Genomic DNA, 18,821 nt, shown 5'->3' on the forward strand with positions numbered 1-18,821 from the left:
TCCTCAGGGTCGATCCTGGTTACGGGGACAGTAAGGACCTCGCAGGCCCTCGACGGTCCCTCCAGCAATCCCGCTACGGTCCCCATACGACGAATCCCTGGCGTTTAGCCTTTGGCGCGAACCAGTGAACGGCCTCAGTCTCTGACGACCCAAGCCGAGTTGAGAAGCGGTTTCGACAGTGGAAGTAAGTCGCCAGCGTCGAGCTCCACGCTCAACTCGCTCACTTCGTTAGAGAGCTTCAAGCTCGGGAGTTTGACTTAGTCATGAGGGCTGCGGAGCTTGGCGATCAGTCTCGATTAGAGAGATGACCTTGGCATCGAGTTCGGAGGTCAATGTCAGCCATGCGTGCGGGGCCAACCTGCACTCCTCACCCAAATCGCGAAGATCACGGTGCGAACGAACTGAAACGTCATACTTTGGTAAGGCTAGGGAATTCAGCGTGTTGGGTGCAATTGTCGTTGAGCTGACGCGACGGGCGATTGACTGCCGTGCTGGACCAGAGTTCATGAAAGCCGCGATGTAGTCGGCCTCCTCCAGGGAATCACAAGCGAGGAAGTTCACCTTATTATTCGGGTAACAGGTCGTCTTTAGGCCAAGCCGCGAATCGTCCTCTGGCTGATAAACAGATGCCGGCGGCATGGAATTCGGTTCCATATAGCGACTGAGGACCAGAATTCGGCTCCGGCTCATATGGCGCCACGCGATTCCCTGAATTCCCCAAGGAAACTCTTTATCGAGCTTCATGTCGTAAGCGCTGCGCTTTTCCAGGAACTCCAGGTGGGGCTCGAAATAGTCATACATTCGCGGTGCTTCACTTAAGGCCTGAGACACACTTAGGACCTTGGATGGATTCGACGGGTCGTGGGGGATCAACGCGTAAAGGTTAGAGGCGTCCACACGGAACGGCTGCACGTTGGCTCCTCTGACTAATGGCCAGAGGTAGTTGGCTTCCACCAGAGCTTCTACCGAGTCAATGTGTTTTGTATTCCGTCCTAAGTCAGGACGAGTGCGAATACGAACCAAACCTCCCGCGAATGGCATCTCGCTGATAACTTCGCAGAAAAATATGCCGTCAGCGCCCCGGCTGTGGAAACCCTGACCCCAGGTGTAACGAGGGCCCCGTGTCGCGCCTGCTGCCTCAAACTGGCCCGCAGGCAGTGCAGGTCGCCAGCGCGATGCTGGGTCATGAGCATCAACCGGTGTGAAAGCCGTTTCCTCACTCACCAACCGTCGGCGTGCCGCCTGAAAGCTCATGTCTGTCGGAAGCGTGACCCTCGACGTCGCGCGGTTCCATTTCGTTCCGCCCACCGGGAAAACTGGTGCCTTTCCTGTTTCCACGTAGAGCGCGATCGGTCTCGTCGCGGCGTCAGGGAAGGGGTTCAATGTCGAGAAGTCGTCAATGTGGACTGGCGAGAACTGAATGGCTTGACCGCCGACTCGCCCAAGAGAACAGCGCCTGATGGCGCGTCCCCCAGGCTCGTTGACCAGCACGCCTTCGGGCAAGAGGAGCGCAACGAGCCCGTCGGGACAGTACGAAGCCACACACCGGGCGAGGAGCAAGCTCGAAATATCACTCATAGGGATGCCGCCTCCACGAGTCTTTGACTGCCAAAGGCCCCATTGCGACCAGGTGCTTTTGGACCGATCTCGCCACTGCAGCGGGAGGTTTTTCCAAGAGATCCAGGGTGGATTTCCAACGACGACGTCGACCGGCATCATGACTCGGGGAGCGAAAGATTGTTCAATAACATGTGCCCAAACGCCGTCTCGTCCTTCCTGGTGGAGGCGGCTGAGTACCCGATAGATCGACACGGCAGCTTCAAGTGCACCGGCCACGTCGCCAGGTTCAACACCCATCGACGGAAATTCTGCTCGCAATCGTTCGGAAAATAGATGTTCCGAACGGCCGCGCTGAATCGAGTGGTCGGCGATGCGAGCAAGACCCGAGACCGCTGGAAGCGTGGCCAGAGATCGTGGCAGCGAAATGTCGCCGATGACAAGAGGCACAGTGAGTTCAGCATTTGATTGGTCTAGACGCACCTGACCCGAGGGTTCCTCAGGGATGAGGATACTGTCCGCTTGAAAAACGTTGAACTGTAATTCGGGCAGCTGATCAGCCAAGTCGCCCAGGGTGAGAAGTAGATTCACGCGGGCCATTAGGGGACTGACCGGATTGACATCGAAGCCGGTTACAGATGAGATCGCTACACGAGCCAAGTCTTGCGGTTCTAGCCCTTTGAGGGAGCCAGACGTGATTGCTCGACGCATGGCGGCGACAAGAAAAGTGCCCGATCCGCAAGTGGGATCAAGGAAACGGACGTCGCTCGCATCCTTGTTGGATAAGGTTAGAGCTTTATCTACGACGCGATCTGCGATCCATTCCGGTGTGAAGAACTCTCCCAAGCCCTTCCGCAAGCCACGGGGAACCACGCCCGTGTAGAACCCACGCAACAGGTCTGAACTCACCAGCGTTGCCAATGCCAATCGGGCCCAAGCAAGCTCGGAAAACGCAGCCACTAGGCCACGCAAGGCCGAACTAATCTCGGCGCCGTCGTGAGCAGCGTCCGCGTACCACCCAAAGAGGTCGCCGCCCATCATGCGGGGCGCGCCCATTTCCTCGGCCAAAGAGCCTGATTCAAGGCGGTCGAAAATGTTGAGGAAGGCTTGTCGCTGCAAGGTTGGCCACTGCGAGGGGCGCTGCTCCGGGCGCCCCCTGGTAAGTGCCAGAGCTTCCCCGGCTATCAATTTCGAGCACAGGGCCACGTATGTATGCAAGGTGAAGATGGTCTGCGCGTAGCCCACATCTGGGATGAAGGCCGCGAGGGGGCCGAGCATGTCGCCGCGGCTTTTCGGCCAAGATGCAGCGTCGCTACCGATGCCATACGAAACTCCTGCAAGCAAGAGCCACTGCCGAAACAAAATATCGGTGCGGCCGTCAGCAGTTCGCTCTCCCACCGCGGTCGCAAGTGCTGCCAGGAGAGCACGTCCATGGGCCGTTGACGGGCCTAGATGATTCATGAGCGAAGCTGGCGTTACCTGAGTAAAGACCACGGTGTCCAGAAGGTCCAGGACACGGCGGGCGGTTGCGTCCGAGTTCGGCCGCCATTGGAATAACTCATCGTCTGTCGCCGGAAACAGATCAACGTCGAGGGTGGGTATACCGCCGTTGGTCGAAGGGTCTCGCAAGATGCCCCAAGTTCGTCCGTCCGTCAGGAGAACGACGCTCGCTCCAATCGCCTCGTCTTCGAGGTATCGGAGGGCCTGGGAGGCATGCTGTCTACGCTTGGTGAGGGTGTTGAGTTCACCCGGAGATTTGAATTCGATCAGTGTTGACCCGAGCAACATGTCGAAACGTCCACTGGAGCTTGTCCCCTCGTGCCGCAGCTGCGACTCGGCTAAACCCACAACCTCAAGACAATATGGAGCAAGGACGGCGTAAAGCCGGTGTCGCAATTCCGCTTCGTTCGCATGTTCCGCGCCAGCAGCTCTTGCGAGGCGGCCGGCCCATTCGTCTTGAGTCTCGATTAGGCGCACTCTGGAACGATAGCCGCGTTGCGAAAGCACCCAAGCTGGGCACGCGGAGGCACTCCTCGCAACGCGCTCAGAGGGAACGTTTTCGACGGCGGTCGGATGGCGACATGGTGGGCAAAGGGGCTCTATGTCGTCCACGAGTTGTAGGGACCCACTCGAAAATCCGGGGGGTTGATCTGCTGCACCTGTTTGCTCGCCATTGGTCCAAATATTTGGGAGAAGCAAGGCAAAGCCGCCGGTCCAAACTCGATTACGCCTGGTCGTCGCCTCGTTGCACCTGACTGGCCCAATTGGGCTTGGACAGCAGCCATGGGTGCTGTTCTGGGAGCCCTACTCGGGGGTCGTAGGCGAGCTCCTCGAAATGCGCAGGGAGCATTACAGGGACGCCTGTTGTCGGCTTATTGAGTAGATCCCACCGATCTTCGTAACCTTCCCACACCCATAAACCAACCCGTGAGCGATCGACTGAGGCGTTACGAGTTCCAGGAGTGATTGTGGGGTCGGTGCGCCAGTCCTCATGAGAAATGTGCGCCGCCGCTGCGACGTGGTCCCTCGGGACAATGAACGACCGTGGGGCGGCAGCGAAGTCCGATTGCTCGGGAAGGCTAACGAAAACGAACCACTCGCGATCGGAGAGTGCAGGCCGCTGGGACTTTAGTCCAAGGGGATAGTTGGGGTTCCGGGCAGACCGCACAGCCTTCACCTGCACCTCGATGGCTGGACGCGTGATGTCGCCCGTATGGACGGCAAGAATGTCTGTTCGCTCAAGGCCATCTCGAGTTAGGGCAGCACCCCAACCAAGCCGTGCCAACATTGAACAAACCCAGTGCTCGCCAGCGGACTTTGTCATCTTCGTATCAGTCATGCTCAGATGATGACACAAATTCAGTTTTGGCTATGCCAGTGCAGGCGGCAGCGGTAGTCCTGCCCATGTCCGCGTGGCCGGCTCGGAAGCGCGCGCTGAGGATGCGACTCGCCTTCTCATAGTGGCATTCATGTTTTCATTCGTCTACGGCTGACCTGCCGGGACGTTGCGAATCTGCTATTGCGCGTAGTGCCGATACTCCCGCGGCATCTATCTTCGCACCCGTGTAGGAATGGCCAGGTATCTTCTCGGCATGCGCATTCAAAGCTTCGAGTCCGAATACTCAGACGACGTTGTTCCGGATCCAATGGGTGAGCCGTTAGTCCACCAAGTTTTGGACTCACATGCTTCGTCGATGCCGCTGGGGAAAAGACTGGAGGCATCGAGCAAAACGCTTCTCTTGGACGCTGTCCGCGCCTATTACTTCGCAAAAACACTTCATGCGCAGTTAAACCAGCGAGAGGGTGAGATCGAGGTTAAGACTATGCATGCAATGGGCCCCGTGCGATTAGATCTCATGCGCTTGGCAGTTATTGCCATAGGTACGGTCAACGATTCTTCAAACCGGACACGATCTTTGCATCACACCGTGGCTACAGTCAAGGAGGCTCTGGCAACGGAGAAGGGAAGTGATGCTCGAGCCGCATATCAATTGGTTGAAAGTATCAGGGTTGCAATCAACGCGGATACAAACGTTCCCCTCAAGTACGTGCGGCACATGCGCAACAAGTGGGCGGGACACGCATCGATGGACCGGGACTTCGATACTTGGGCGAATGCCGGCTCGGAACTGAATCTTCCTCTCCTAGAAAAAGCCTTGGAAACACTTGTCAACGCACACGCGGATTTGTTCGAGGTTATTTCTCTGAGTGAGACGGCGGCTCGGCTTGTCACATCACAAGATACGAATTCTTCCCCGACAGAGGCCGGTCCAATTGCAATGGATGTCGAGTGGTCGGCTGTAGTGCTGATGGCGGAGGTAGCGCGCGAGGGAGCGAAAAGAAACGCAATGCTGGTCGTCGATCATCTGTCTCAGCATCTTCGGGCGAAGCCTTAGGTGGGATTTGTATTTCGTCGGAAGGCAGTCGTCAAAACCACGGCTTGCCTCTCTCGACCAAGTGCTTGGAGGCGACGAATGCATACATCGTCACGGGGTGACAAAGAGGTTTGCATTGCGCTCAGGCCCTGAGCGACAAGCACCGTTCAGCAACGAGTGATTAGCGACAATATGCACCGCTGACGACAGGTTGTTTGTCGTCCGCGAATCACTTTGTCGAAATGCTGTCTAGGTTGTCGCTTTCGATCGAAAGCGACAATCTGATTTGCAGTTGAGCGCACTGGGTGCCATGTCCGAAGCGAAGTCTCCGAGGGGGGACTCGTGAAGGATTGACGGGCACGAAGAAGCCCCCGCCCGGCTGGGGGGAGCCGGAATGCGGGGCTGCTGCTGCCTAGCGGGTTCAGGACCGCCCGGCAGCTCTCGGGGAGCTTGGGGGAAAGCTGACGGGGGCCAGGCTACGCGCGGCCCCTGACGGCTCTCTCGGGCTCAGTAGGGAGCGACTGAGATCACGATGCCATCCTCAGAGAGCGTGGCGCGCACCTGGTCGATCGCATCGGCCGACGTCGGGGCGTTCACCTCGACGGCCACGGCCTCGCCGCTCGTGTCGCCCTTGGGGCGGCGCCTGACGAACCAGCTCGTGCCTCGACGCTACCCGCGGCTATGACGTTTACGACGGCCACTCTTCCGGCTCGGGGTGCAGCCGGCCCGTCAGGGCCGACAGCTCGGCCTCGTGCTGGATCATCCACGCGACGGCGCTGTTCAGGCTGTCCTCTCGGCGTAGCCAGGGCCGGCCGCCGGCATCGTCTCGGCCGTGGGCGTAGCAGTGATAGCTGATCCCGCCCAGCTCGTGACGAGAGAGCACGTAGCCGAGGGGGGCGGCACGGTCCCGGCGGACCTGCCAGACACCGAACGTGCCAGGGATCGGAGGCACTGCGAGCGGGTGCGTCGGGATCGGCCGACGCAGAATCTTCGCCGCCGTCTCGCCAGACCCTCGAACTCCCGCGGCGGGAGCGTAGGGACGACCCCTGACATGTCTTCCTACTGCTCAGCCCGCAGGCCTGCAACCGGCTTTAGCCTGCCTTCATGGCTAAAGGGAGATTTTGGAATCCGGGGAGCCCGACCGACAGCTACGCCGGCCGCCTTACGTCTAAGAAGGGGACTCCTTGGCTCAAGCTCACGGCACCAGTCGACGACGTGCGCTTGGGCGAAAGTTTTCATGGAGCCGAGGTCATTCTCGGTGAGACGACCAAAGGCGAGGCGCTAACCCTTTGGCATACGGACCCCGCTCATAACTTCCTCTTCAACGAAAAGCAGAGAGGCGAGGACCACCTCTCTCACGAGCAGCAATTCGCGTACCTCATACGAGGAGCACACATTGCCTCACCCGGGGACAAGCTATTTCGGCAGTCCACCGTGTCTTTTTGGGACCTCGCAGCCTGGGTCAGGCACCCAGACGTCGTGCCATTCGATCAAGAGACCCCACCCTCCTTTGAGCCCGCGATCATTCCCTCCGTCTACGACACCGGGGCAGACGTGCGAGTAACGATCGAGAATGCCGCTTACGTCGAGCGGCAGCATGACGGCCGCGAAAGCTATCGCCGCTTCCTAGGTACGGATGCACGAGTGGTCTTCACATTCGACGAAGGGCAGACACTTCTAACCCACCAGAGCCTCGCGTTTGACCTCCGAGCATTGATTACGTACTGCTACCAGCGAGCCGCGAGCTACACGGAGCAAAGACTGTCGTTTGAGCCCGGCTCGATCAAGATGCCGTACTCCTACCACCAGGACCGAAAGCGCACGAAGCAGCGGACGCATCACTCTCAACTCGTGCTGTCTCCTGCCGAGCTGTCCCCTACGATCTTGTTCCCTCGCTGGTGGGCGGGCATCAGCGATCTGTATCCCATCCCTCAGATTCTCGCTGGCAGGCACTACACCCGTCAGGCCTACATGGAAGGCCACGTACTCGCCGCTGTGGCCTCGACTGAAAAGCTCTATGCGTGCCTTGGCCTTCCCGAAAAGAGATTCGACGATTCCTTCTTCAACCCACGCAAAAAGGAACACAGTCAGCTCGAAAAGGAACGGAAGAAGACGGACGCCTCTCAGGAACAGCAGGACTTTGCAGCACTGGTGTCAACTGGCATCAAAAACGAGCCAACATTCGACATGAAGCTCCACGCTCTCGTGGCTCACGTAGGCCCGGACCTCATGGTTGCTGCGGACATTGACACCGAATTGTGGGTCAAGAAAGTGAGGGAGGTGCGCAACAAACTTGCCCACGAAGGCTCACACGTTGACGGCATCAGCGACAGCGACGCGGCCGACTGGCTCGGAAGGGTCGACGACTCCACCCGTGTTCTTCTTTCCCTCGCCGTTCGTCAATGGCTCGGCGCACCCCGGATGGAGACTCCGCGAGTTCGACGCATCTTCCGGGGCCGAGGAGTCCGGCTGGAGCCCGACGAACAACCTGGAACGGGCGAGCAGGCCGACGCCTGATGAACGCGTCCGATAGAGGATCGGCCTGCGGGCAGCCAGGGTTCATCTTGCAACCAACCTCGGAGATGCTTGCCGTGGCTGCGGTCTAAAAGGGCTGCTAGACGCGCCGATCTTGAGGTGCTGCTGGGGAGCGGCCGGCCGACGAGACGTTTCGCGTACCCAGGGACAGGGGCACCAGAAAATACAACTCGCGGCTTCCGCTAGAGATACAGAACTCAGGTACCCGCTAGCACCTGAGGGTCGAGGCCTAGAGCTCGGCACATCGCCATGAAGTGTTGCGAGTCGAGTGTCTTCATGAGACAGAATATGGATTGGAGGACAGCGGTCGCTTCACCGGGTTCGAGGGGCTTGCCGATGTCGGCGTCCTCGTTGTGGGAGTACGAGTGGACGTATCGAACTATCCGGGTGCGTATCGGTCCTTCGGAGATTGCCTGAAGCGCCTCCCGCATTGACGCGTCGAAGTTTCCAACTTGCGTTGGAAATTTAAAGCTGAGAAAGGCCTCGAGCATTCGCCGGGCGCTGTTCGGCGCTAGGGCTAAGACGTCGAGCTGCTGCATGAGGCTTGCGCCAGATGAAGATACGGCGACGGCTTTGCCGACTTGGGCAAATAGATAGTGGTACTGCGATCGAAGGCGGGCCGCGTCAGCGTCGTGCTGGGGCCACTTTTCAAATGTGGGGACCCGTCTGGTCTTTCCTCCGACATGTTGGTTTCGGACCCGAAGTTCGTGCACGGTGCTCTTGCCAACGCGCCTCTTCGCTCCCTCTAGCTGAATGAGCCACTGCCGGAACATCTCAAAGCTGTGCGTCAGGACGAAGACCTGGGCGACGCTCATTTTGACGGCCACCTCTGACCAGAGGTGGGACGAAATGCCATACATGACGTTGTGGTCGAGGCTCGATACGGGATCGTCGACAACCACGATGGGGTTGGAGGCGGCAATCCCACTGGATCTGAGTCGTGCCAAGAAATGAAGCAACGCAATGCAAGTTCTTTCACCTTCACTCAGCGCCGTCGCAGGGGACCCGGCCCGGTCGATGCGGTAGCTCCGTCGGTCCGGATGAGTCGTGAATGACAACTCGTCTCGTCCCAGCAGGCGAGCCAATGACTCGGTGAGGTCCGCAGCAAGAGGAGTGGGGTCCGACTCCAGGTCTGCAAGAGCGAGGATCCTCTGGTCCGTTAATCTCTGCTCCTCGTCTTTCGAAACGAGATCTAGGCGAACCTTGTCAATGTCGGAGGTGCACGCGTCGACCTTTTCGGCGATATCGCTGACGAAACGCAGCTCGAGGCGGCGTGCTGCTGCGGCGACACTCGATGCGTGCGACACGCTCCGTTCATCGTGCTGCGTCAGGGCTGCTTCGAGACTGGCGGTGTCTGGAAGAGTCAACTGAATATCGTCGGCGACGGTTTGGGTCTTGAAAGGATTCGAGCGCTTTTCGCCGAGAAGGGCCATCAAGTTGGCCACAGCAGCCTGGTAATCGAAGAGTTCAAGAGCGTATTTCGCTTTTGCTGCTTCGAACGACGGGAGGATCTCGGCGTAAAGGTCTTGGTTGCGAGGCAGCGAGTCGAGGTGCTTTTCGGCGTTGAGGCTCGATTCGTTAAGCTTTCGAACGAGGGAGTCAATCCGGCGCTGAAGGTTCTCGAGTGCTGCGTCGAAGTGGGCGTCGAGTTCGTGGCGCCTATCAGCTGTGAGAGGTCCGCCGCAAAACAAGCAATGGTCCAGGTTGGCATGCAGGCTGATGCCGGCTTGGACCCAGTCGCTGCGGCGTCCGTCGCCCCTAAGAGCTTCGATGGCCGTGACGGTGACCGTTTCCTTGAGGAGATTGCGAGCGATGTCAAGGTCTCGCTTATCGGATAGGTCAGGGCGGTTCACGCGAACGCTTCCTGCGAGTGGTGAGGAGGTCACGACATCGAGGTCAGAGCTAGGGTCGGTCGAGGCGTTCTTTAGAGAGTCGCGATCGCTCTGCAGGAGAGCGCGGACTTGAGTGATGTTGTAGACGTTCGAAGCGCGGTAGCGAGTGGCAGCTCGTCCGAGCTGCGTGACCACCGACTGCGCCGCGCTGCGGAGGTGCTCGTTGAGGGCCTTCTCGGACGTCGCTAGTTGGCGGCGGAGCTCTTCCCTCTCTGTGCGGAGTTCTACCGAGTGGGCGCGCTTGGTTTCCAACTCGATTTCTGCCTGGACGTTTTGCTCACCAAGAGTGAGGAGTGCGTCAGGCGACGGTCCTTCTGCGGCCTCGAACCGAAGGCTTCTCATCACGTACGCCTTGTTGAACACGTGCACTCGTGCCCAAGCATCGTGCGTCGAGTCCGTGATTACCTCGGTGTTGCCGCTTGCATTCTCCCAGTCGAGACGTACGTCCGCATCTACCGGAAGGACACCCTCGACGCCGGCCTGGAACATCTCCGCGAGAGTCGACTTGCCAGAACCGTTTGAGCCAAACACGAGATTGACGCGCTCGAATGAGGCGGGGGTCCCAGCATCAGACCAGTTGTTGTAGATGCGGAAGTTACCAATGTGTCGAAGGCGCTTGAACATTTCCCCACGATTCCGTCGGATACGCGCGAACCGACAGTAAGAAATCTAGGGGCTATTGCTGCTCTGTTGGGTTCAGTCCCCGGGGTGAACGTGGCCACCGAACTTGATTTCCCAACAAAGGAATGCATTCGGTCGAAAAAGCTCGTGACTGCCAGCGAGATAATCTTGGGCCTCGCCCGCGAGGCCCAACTTCCTGCCCGCTGGCGTCCTAAAGCCAAAGGGTGCGGAATTCAGTGGCTTGCGAGGCAGCAGCTCGAGAGGGTGTCCCGATTGGGGATCGTCTGGCGGGCTGAAGAGGTGTCAGACGCGTGCCCGTGCTCGATCTCGGACGTATCCAACGATGTAGATCCCGAGAATGACGATGCCGCTGAGCTGAAGCGCCAGGGACAACCCGGCGAGGAACTCCTGACTGGGCCAGATCAGTCGTAGCAGCAGGGAGGCGAACAAGGCGCCGAATGCCGCGACGACCAGCGAGCGATTCTTCATGCTTCGACTGTATCGATCGCCGGTCCAGGCCACACCCGGCGTCCCGATAGCCGATCGGTCAGGGAGACAAGTGACTGAGCGTCAAGCAGGGGTGCGAGCAGACCCTTGCTTTCCGCTTGGTTAAGTGAATAACTTGTCCACATGGAAAGCAATCATGCTCAGAGTACTGCCTCTGCCCGCGATGCCCTGCGTGGTCTCGAGGGTGACAGGCTCGAACTGGCGCGAAGGACGCGTTCACCACGCTGGTATTACCCGGGGTTGGCGCTGTTCACGGCGGCGATACCCCTGGCTCCCCTTGCTGGAGGCGTGTGGGTCTTCGTTGTCATTGCTTTCGCTTGTCTCGGGCTCGTCGGCCTCGAGCGGGCCTTCGTGCTCGCGACGGGAATCTCCACCAACAGGGTTCCTGGCCCCAGATCGTTGATCGTCCTCGTCGTGATGGGCATCGTGGTGCTCACGATGGTCTTCGTTTCCGGCCTCGCCGTGAATGCGGACTCGACTGCATGGGCGTTGACGGCCGGCGCGGTGAGCTTCCTCGTCATGTTCCCGGGCGGATACGTCTATGACCACTTCTACGGCCAGGAGCTGCGGCGTGGCGTCTAGAGCTCGGTTCGACGAATCGATCCATGCTCCGACGAGGCTCCGCCTGTGCGCTCTTCTCCGCCCCGTTGACCACATCGATTTCTCGGTCCTTGCCACGACTCTCGGGCTAAGCGATGCAAACCTGTCCAAGACCGTCCGCGCGCTTACGGAACTCGGATACATCAACACGACAAAAGAAGCCTCCACGACTAGGCGCGACGCGCGTCGAACCACCCGCATCGCACTCACACCCGCGGGCCGGGACGCAATCGACGGGCACCTCGCCGCCCTCCAAGACCTCGCGTTAGCCACGGACCTGAGCGCAACGGCAATCGACCGTTGACTGCCCGATAGCCGACAATTTGTCGAACGCCCCGATGCCACTGCGGCGGTTACGGACTAAACCCCGGGCCCCATCTGAGTACTCATGAACCGGCGTCGACGATGGGCTCGTAGTGGACCAGCGATGCAACCATCACGAGACGAGCGTCGTCTGATGAGCATGATCGAGAAACGAAAGAATGAATAGGGACACGGAGTTCCGCGACTGGGTCCACCAGCATCGACCCGTGCTCCTGCGGACCGCGGTCCTCCTGACAGCAGGCGACGCGCACTCGGCAGAGGACGTCGTCCAGACGGCGCTCACTCGCCTCTACCTGGCGTGGTCGAAGGCAAGGGCAGCGGAGAACCGCCTCGCCTACGCGAGGAAAGTCGTGACGAACGTCTTCCTCGACGAGACCAAGAAGGCGTGGCGTCGACGTGAGAGCAGCTTTGACGCCGTCCCCGACGTAGTCATCTCACACGACGCGGACCCCGATGACACCACTGTGCTGCTCTACAAAGCTCTGGCAGAACTGCCCGATCGCATGCGGGCCGTCGTCGTGCTGCGCTATTTCCACGAGATGGACGTCGCTGAGACATCCCGTGCAATGCGATGCACGCAGGGCACGGTGAAGAGCCAAACGTCACGAGCTCTCACCAAGCTCAGGGAACGGCTGGGCCCTCTCCTCGCAGAACCTGAAGAGGGTGCCGTCGCCCCCGCAGCACCGGTCGAGCACGTGCCGACCGTCTCCATCAGCATCGTCACTGCACCTAGGAGCAACGCATGACCAACCTCACCGCCCTCATGAACAACGCCACCTCTGCCCACGGGCGCACACCGAGCGATCTGGAAGTGCACGGTGACCTGACCCGCGCCCACCGAGCCCACAAGCGGCGCCGATCCGCGTTCGGTGTGACAGGCGTCGCAGCCGCGGGCGCCACGGCCCTGGCCGTAGGTCTGCCCCTGACCTTGGGGACCACCGCAGCGACCGCGACCGAACTCGTTGACTACACCGGGGCGCAGCCGGCCGGCTTCGTCGTCGAAGAGATCCCGGACGGCTGGTCGCTCTACGTCTCCAATGAAGGAGCCCTTGTGCTTACGGACGACGGCAGCACCTCAACCGACACGGAATCCGTCTCCGTCGAGGGCCGTATTCTCGTGTCCCTGGTCGGCGGCGCGTCCGTGCCTGACGACGTGGACGCTCGACCGCTGACGCTCGACAGCGGTCCCGCCACGTCGTACGACCTCTTGGGAGCGGACGGCACGCCCGACGGGACCCGGGGAGTGCTCGTTCCGGAGAGCTCCGACACGTACTTGAGCGTGCAGATCCCGTCGAAGCTGCACTGGACGGACGAGATGACTGCTCGGTTCGTGGAAGGGCTCGACGTGACCAGAGACGCTGAGGTCTCGGGAGGCTGACAGCCAGGGTGGAGCGACAGCTTCATCGCAGCTCTCGCTCCACCCGGCCGCACAACTAGAACAGTGCAGGTCCACTCCTGCAGCAGGTCCTTGCACCACACCAGGACGTACTCGGTCAGGGAACTAGGTATTCGGTGACCCTGGGACACGTCTGCACCTCCTTTCGGTTCGCGAGCTAGCTACCTAGGTGAGCCAGGGCGACATGACGACTTTCGTCACCCGCATGACGTCGCCTCCATCTCGCAACCAAGCAACGGGGGTCTTATGCCCCTCGCCGTAGAGGTCTTCTTGGGGTGTGCCCATGAGGCCGGCCAGGACGATCCAGCTCTGCTCCGGGCTAGCGGCAGCGATTACCTCTGCCAGTCCCGGCAAGAGCTTGCCGGGCGACGACAGGCTGAGCTGCCATTCGGGAAACCGGAGCCGGCCCGAGATCTCGACCGCGTAGAGCCGGCCGTCGGCGACTGCTGTCGTGACCTCGTCCTCACTCCAGCGCAGGAACCCGGCAATGGCTTTGAGTGAGAGGGTGCCGGCGAGGCTTGAGAACCACGACTCGACGACCCTCAGTTGCAGGCTTCCGCGTGCAACGGATCGCCGGGCGGCGTCGTACTCGGTGGCCGAGAAGGAACCCGAAGCAATTAGGAAGGCCCGGTCGCTGTCGTCACCGGGTTCGGGTTTCAGTAGGGGCTCGATGGACAACAGCTTCTCGGTCAGGGCGTCCATGAAGTAGTCCGCATCGTTGCCGAGCCGCGCGATGGCCTGAGCGAGTCGACGCACGGCGGCATCGGAGGCGGCGCCGACAGGGAAGTCCTCGTCGGTGTTAGACACCGCGTTCTGCGCGATCGGTGCGCCTGGGTCCGTCATGGGCCCGATCGTGGCACGGCACAGCAGAAATAAGAATGGCTAGGTCTTGCGCCCGGACTCGCTACGGGTTCTGGTGGCTGGCTGTGCGGCTGGGGGCCAGTCGCCAGTGCAGGTTTGGCCGGCGCGATTCTGCTCATAAACGAGCACCACGATCGGGATTTGGCCTTGTCGACCTTTATTCGTTCGACAGCGTCAGGCGTTCCTGCGAATTGGCTGCACCTCCGAGCGATTGAGGGAGTCTGCCGCCCTCGCGTATCAATTGGACTGTGGGTGCAGCCTGCTCGGGCGCTGCTGCATCGTCTCTTGGCGCGCGCTTGTTGTGCGAGTCAGCTCCAGTGTCGGCCGATAAGCGCCGGCGTGCTGCTGGACGGAAGGTGCGTGGCGGCTAGGACTGGAGGAAGCTCGCGAGAATGTCCACGATGTCTTGCGCATCATGACCCTCCTCGAGCCACTGAATCGGAGTCAGGGATGCTTCATCCTCATCGAGGAGATCTTCCTGGGGGGTGTTCATGAAGTTCAGGATGGACGACGGGTGCATGTCGTCGGGGAAGGCCCGGATCACGGAGGGCAGTCCCGGCAGGACAGCGGGCTTCGCTACTTTCGTGAACTGCCATGTGGGGTACCGAGGCTCTCCGCCCAGCTTGAAGGCGAAGGCAATGTGTCGACGGCGCCAGTCGCTTAGATCTCCTCGAGCGATCCCGAGCATGGCGGCCGCTTGCTCGGTCGTGAGCGCCGCATCGAGGCCTTCTCGTTCCGTTCGCATCTCGAGGTCATGAAGTTCGCGCCGTGCCAGGGAGGTCTTGACCTCATCGAGCTCGGCAGCGGTCATCGCGCCTGACTGAAGGATGAATTGCTCCTGCTTGGCGGATATCGAGGGAGCATCGGAAGGCGCCGCTCCAGATCTCCGCGGGGCAAAGTCAAAACCGTCTGCATGAAGACCCTCTTCGTTCATGGCCTTCCACTCTTTCCGTCGTCTGCTGAGGCCGGTTCCCCAGGCGGCGGCCTAGGCGTATCTGCTCGTCTTCGAGTAAGAATGAGATGCTCGTCTCGGCCGATCGCCGGGGAGCTAGGCGCTGATGATGTTGATGGCTACCATGGACTTCCGGCACAACAAATAGCGGTCTTCATTGACCGTTGAGCGCACGACTGGCAGGTCGGGCGCAGTGCTCGAGAAGATCGAAAAGAAGCCACAAATCCGAACGTCTATCGTGTCGGATCATTGCACGCGCCTCCGGGGAGTGCAATAGGAGGTCCGGCGTCAATAAACACGATGACCGGACTGGAATATGACGACACCCCTGCCTCCCCGGCGCATAGGCCGCCCTCGCAAAATCGTTCAAGACGAAGCTCGAGCAGCGGAACTTCTGGCGGAACTGGTGGATGCGGAAGTGAAGATCAGGTCCCTGACCGATCGCCGTTTCAACCTCGTGGTCGAAGCGAGTGAGCTTGGGGTGACCGTCGAGAAGATCGGCAGCACGATCGGAACGAGTCAGTCAACGGTTTCGAAGTGGATACGGTCAGCGAAAGCTCAGACGGAGTAAATGCTCCAAAATAGCTGTTGGCAGTAGCGACTTATCGCGTTAGGTTCTTTGCGTGATTCCTCTAACAGTCGCGACTACCCAGCCCATTTACGACGTCATGAGAGCGTTCAGTCCTGATCGCGGCTTTCCAGGTGCCCCGCCTCATCGTCCGAGCTTCGAAGTGGCGCACGTTGTTGGTGAACTTGGCATGGCTCATCGCTTCGCCAGCTCAGGCCTGAAGAACGATGGCTGAGGAGTCACCGCCGTCTCCTGCAGGTCTGGGTTTCAAGGCCCCGGTCGGTATTCCACCCCGCAACAAGCGCTCGCTGTCGTGGCCGGCTTTACCGGTCGAGGAGCTACGAACCGGAGCGTGGGTTCAGTTTCGTCCCAAGAGGGACACCTCGATAAGCAAGCCACTGACCGACTTACAGGCGAGCGATCTCCTGGACGTCTACCCGGCTAGAGAGCCGGCCAACTACAGAGGCCGCCGGCCCACCACGGGCGCCTTCTGGTCATCCACGATGCAAGACATCGTTCTCTACGAGTCGCTCCTCGAGCGTGAAACCGTCATGATGGCGGACTTTGACCCTCGGATACTTCACGTCATTTCGCAGCCCTTTCGGCTGACGGCACTCGTGGGTGGCAAAGTCAGAACCCACACGCCGGACTATGCGCTCTTAGGAATCGACGCGGCCGTCGACGTCCTGAACTGCAAACCCGAACACCTATTGACCGATCCAAAGGTCGAGGAACTCCACGCCTGGGTGCACAGAGCAATAACCCAGGCTGGCCTTCGCCATCGAGTCGTATCGGAGTTACCGCAGCCAAGATCGACAAATCTGGCCTTCTTGTCGCACATGCGCAATCCCCGCTGGCGCGCGGGTCTCCCGCTTGACGTAGTCGCCGCTGCAGCGGAAAGGCCTGTGACCATCGATGCTCTCGTAAACGCGATGGCTCCCGACCTTGCTCCCGAAATATCACTGTCCTGTGTCAGAGCCCTCCTATGGCTGCAGATTCTGGTGACAGATCTCGACACTGCCTTGTCCGGGGCCTCCATGGTCAGGCTTTCCGATGCCTGACGCGCTTGCGCTGATCATTGCGATCGGAAGCACGGTCGTGCACCGCGGCCAGAACTGGAAGATTGAGTCGCTCAGCCAAGGCAAGGCGGTCATCACTCGACGCAGCAAGATGCCCGTGGAGATGGATCTCGGTGAGCTCGTAGCTGCTCAGCCGCAGGAACACCGGACAGCAGCAGCTCGTCGCTTGAGATACGCCCAGAGCTTCACGACGTTCGACATGATGCCCGCAGACGTCCAATCAGCTGCAGCCGATCGGGCCGGGCACATCCGTGAACTCGAAACCGGCTACCGGTCGGGAACAGCCGCTGTTGCCCTGGCCCACGAACCGCGCGACGAATACAACCCGTCTCTTGTACCGCAGCTCGGCAAACGGCAAGCCGCAAAGGCCACTGAACTCGGTATCTCACAACGCTCGGTACGCGCCTGGTGTGACGAGTTCCGCAAGGGCGGAGAAACAGCTCTCACTCGCCAATCCCGATTTCGGCCTCGAGTGTCATTCCCGAGTGTTGATCCCCGTCTCATCGCCGAAGTCAGAGCAATTGTGGCCGAGGCAAAAACGGAGACGCGACCCGTGACAAGCGTGTTGATCGCGGCCGCCTTCGCGAATCTTCCCGACGTTCCCAGGCCGTCGATGCCGACCATGTATCGCCTCGTGAACGAGTGCCAGAGTGGTTCCGGGATGCAAGCCGGCATCTCCAAGACGAGGGCAAGCATCAACGCCCGCCCGTCAAAGCGGAACAACCACCGACATCTGATCTACCCAGGCCAGGTAGTCCAGCTGGACACCACCGTTCTCGATGTCTTCTGCGTCGATCCCGATGGTGGCCAACCGTTCCGCCCTGAGCTGACTGTCGCGATCGACCAGTACACCCGATGCATCCTGGCAATGGTCATCGCCCGAACCACCACATCGGCGCACGTCGCGAGCCTCATAGCCGAGATCCTTCAGCCGAAGCCGCTCGACCCCGCTTGGCCGGGCAATCCTGTCTGGCCCTATCACGGTGTGCCAGGTGCCGTGCTCTACACAGCTCACGATGAGCAGCAGCCGCGATTTGGGCCCGTGGTCACGCCCGAGACGATCGTTGTCGACAACGGCAAAGTCTTCACCGGGAAAGAGCTGAAACGTCTCGCCGCTCTGATCGGTTTCAGCCTCGAACCGACCCGACCCGCCAGCGGTTTCTCAAAGGCGCAAGTGGAGCGCTTCTTCGGAACCATGACCCGCGGAGCTCTTGCGCCCCTCCGCGGATATGTGGGCGGTGGGACAGAATCCACCCTCGGAGACCCTGCCTCCCAAGCCTTTTTCACCCCGACCGAAGTCCTCGGATATCTGCGTCAATGGGTAGCGACCAATTACCACTTGACACCGCAGAAAGACCTCTACCCGCCAAACAACGAATTTGGCGGCCGATCGCCTTTTCAGATGTATGACGTGGGCATAGCCACCAGCGGCTTCGTCCGCGCTCCCGCCGACGTCAACCTTCGCTTCCAGATCCTTCCTTCGCAGCTGAGGGACATCCGGCACGGACCCATTCGTCTCAATAACCGGAAGTACAACGCCCCAGTCTTACGCGACTTCGCAGGCCGGAAAAGCGCCTACCCGGGAGGTAAATGGCCCATCCACTGGGACACCAACGACATCAAAACCGTCTGGCTCCAAGACGACGACCACAACTTCCATCCCGTGCCCTGGACCGAGGGCGTGGACCTCCCCGCACCGTTCTCCGACATCGCTCGCAAAATAGTCGATGAGCAGCGCCGCTCCGTGCTCAGCGACCTGCAAACCAGGACGGAAGGCCAGACGGACCTCCTCAAGTTCAACCGGTACGCCACCGACAACGTTTACCCGTCTCCGAAGCCCAAGAAGACCAAGAAGGCGACAACAAAGCGGCACGTCGAGGCCGCCGCAGACTTCACGATCGCAAAGGGCAAGAACGCCGTCGAGACACTCCAGCACAGTGGCGTCGGCAAGGAGGAGCAGCCGCTTCCTCCGGGATTTGACCACGTCTCTGGCTACCAGACGGGCTCTAAGACGCGATGACGTATTTAGCAAGCGCCCGGTTGAGCCTTCCTCC

Annotated in this window: 14 protein-coding genes; 8 read left to right on the plus strand and 6 right to left on the minus strand. The window is 60.2% G+C overall.

All coding sequences use genetic code 11. The annotated features are described in order from the left end of the window. Positions 1 to 261 precede the first annotated feature (261 nt). Positions 262 to 3,534: an N-6 DNA methylase gene (locus ASG28_RS16510; protein WP_157485730.1), complete on the minus strand. Its 3,273-nt coding sequence runs from the start codon at positions 3,532 to 3,534 to the stop codon at positions 262 to 264. A gap of 1,115 nt (positions 3,535 to 4,649) precedes the next feature. Here ASG28_RS16510 and ASG28_RS16515 point away from each other — a divergent pair. Then, positions 4,650 to 5,453 carry a hypothetical protein gene (locus tag ASG28_RS16515; protein WP_157485731.1) on the plus strand — a complete coding sequence of 268 codons (804 nt, stop codon included), beginning with the start codon at positions 4,650 to 4,652 and terminating at the stop codon, positions 5,451 to 5,453. A 667-nt stretch (positions 5,454 to 6,120) separates the two neighbouring features. Here the strand turns inward: ASG28_RS16515 and ASG28_RS13065 are convergent. Next, positions 6,121 to 6,384 (minus strand): hypothetical protein, encoded by a 264-nt coding sequence (locus ASG28_RS13065; RefSeq protein WP_055975853.1) that lies wholly within the window; start codon positions 6,382 to 6,384, stop codon positions 6,121 to 6,123. Between the two features lie 152 nt (positions 6,385 to 6,536). Here ASG28_RS13065 and ASG28_RS13070 point away from each other — a divergent pair, with 152 nt between their 5' ends. Beyond that, complete coding sequence (locus tag ASG28_RS13070; protein ID WP_157485732.1) at positions 6,537 to 7,949, plus strand: HEPN domain-containing protein; 1,413 nt, start codon at positions 6,537 to 6,539, stop codon at positions 7,947 to 7,949. Between the two features lie 215 nt (positions 7,950 to 8,164). On the opposite strand, the gene ASG28_RS13075 is transcribed toward ASG28_RS13070, so the two are convergent. Then, positions 8,165 to 10,483 (minus strand): AAA family ATPase, encoded by a 2,319-nt coding sequence (locus ASG28_RS13075; RefSeq protein WP_082454647.1) that lies wholly within the window; start codon positions 10,481 to 10,483, stop codon positions 8,165 to 8,167. 300 nt (positions 10,484 to 10,783) lie between these two features. After that, complete coding sequence (locus tag ASG28_RS13080) at positions 10,784 to 10,969, minus strand: hypothetical protein (protein WP_055975862.1); 186 nt, start codon at positions 10,967 to 10,969, stop codon at positions 10,784 to 10,786. 141 nt (positions 10,970 to 11,110) lie between these two features. On the opposite strand from ASG28_RS13080, the gene ASG28_RS16520 reads away from it, so the two are divergent. The 4 genes from ASG28_RS16520 (at position 11,111) to ASG28_RS13095 (ending at position 13,289) form a co-directional block, all read left to right on the plus strand. After that, positions 11,111 to 11,569, plus strand: coding sequence for a hypothetical protein (locus ASG28_RS16520; RefSeq protein WP_157485733.1), 459 nt, complete (start codon positions 11,111 to 11,113; stop codon positions 11,567 to 11,569). Beyond that, the gene (locus ASG28_RS16165) at positions 11,529 to 11,891 is read left to right on the plus strand and encodes a transcriptional regulator (protein ID WP_082454648.1); all 363 of its coding nucleotides are present in this window, start codon (positions 11,529 to 11,531) and stop codon (positions 11,889 to 11,891) included. The genes ASG28_RS16520 and ASG28_RS16165 overlap by 41 nt, the downstream gene beginning before the upstream one ends. 178 nt (positions 11,892 to 12,069) lie before the next feature. Beyond that, complete coding sequence (locus ASG28_RS13090; RefSeq protein WP_082454649.1) at positions 12,070 to 12,657, plus strand: SigE family RNA polymerase sigma factor; 588 nt, start codon at positions 12,070 to 12,072, stop codon at positions 12,655 to 12,657. Further along, positions 12,654 to 13,289 (plus strand): hypothetical protein, encoded by a 636-nt coding sequence (locus tag ASG28_RS13095; protein ID WP_055975868.1) that lies wholly within the window; start codon positions 12,654 to 12,656, stop codon positions 13,287 to 13,289. Before ASG28_RS13090 ends, ASG28_RS13095 begins: the two co-directional genes overlap by 4 nt. 183 nt (positions 13,290 to 13,472) lie before the next feature. On the opposite strand, the gene ASG28_RS13100 is transcribed toward ASG28_RS13095, so the two are convergent. Both ASG28_RS13100 and ASG28_RS13105 read right to left on the minus strand, forming a co-directional pair. Continuing rightward, complete coding sequence (locus tag ASG28_RS13100; protein ID WP_055975872.1) at positions 13,473 to 14,150, minus strand: hypothetical protein; 678 nt, start codon at positions 14,148 to 14,150, stop codon at positions 13,473 to 13,475. Between the two features lie 385 nt (positions 14,151 to 14,535). Next, on the minus strand, positions 14,536 to 15,102 hold the full coding sequence (locus ASG28_RS13105; RefSeq protein ID WP_157485734.1) for a helix-turn-helix domain-containing protein: 567 nt from the start codon (positions 15,100 to 15,102) through the stop codon (positions 14,536 to 14,538). Positions 15,103 to 15,915: 813 nt separating this feature from the next. Here ASG28_RS13105 and ASG28_RS16170 point away from each other — a divergent pair. Then, positions 15,916 to 16,749: a TnsA-like heteromeric transposase endonuclease subunit gene (locus tag ASG28_RS16170; protein ID WP_082454650.1), complete on the plus strand. Its 834-nt coding sequence runs from the start codon at positions 15,916 to 15,918 to the stop codon at positions 16,747 to 16,749. Further along, the gene (locus ASG28_RS13110) at positions 16,742 to 18,787 is read left to right on the plus strand and encodes a Mu transposase C-terminal domain-containing protein (RefSeq protein WP_082454651.1); all 2,046 of its coding nucleotides are present in this window, start codon (positions 16,742 to 16,744) and stop codon (positions 18,785 to 18,787) included. Before ASG28_RS16170 ends, ASG28_RS13110 begins: the two co-directional genes overlap by 8 nt. Positions 18,788 to 18,821: the final 34 nt, after the last annotated feature.

This window comes from Frigoribacterium sp. Leaf415, assembly GCF_001424645.1.
Lineage (GTDB): Bacteria > Actinomycetota > Actinomycetes > Actinomycetales > Microbacteriaceae > Frigoribacterium.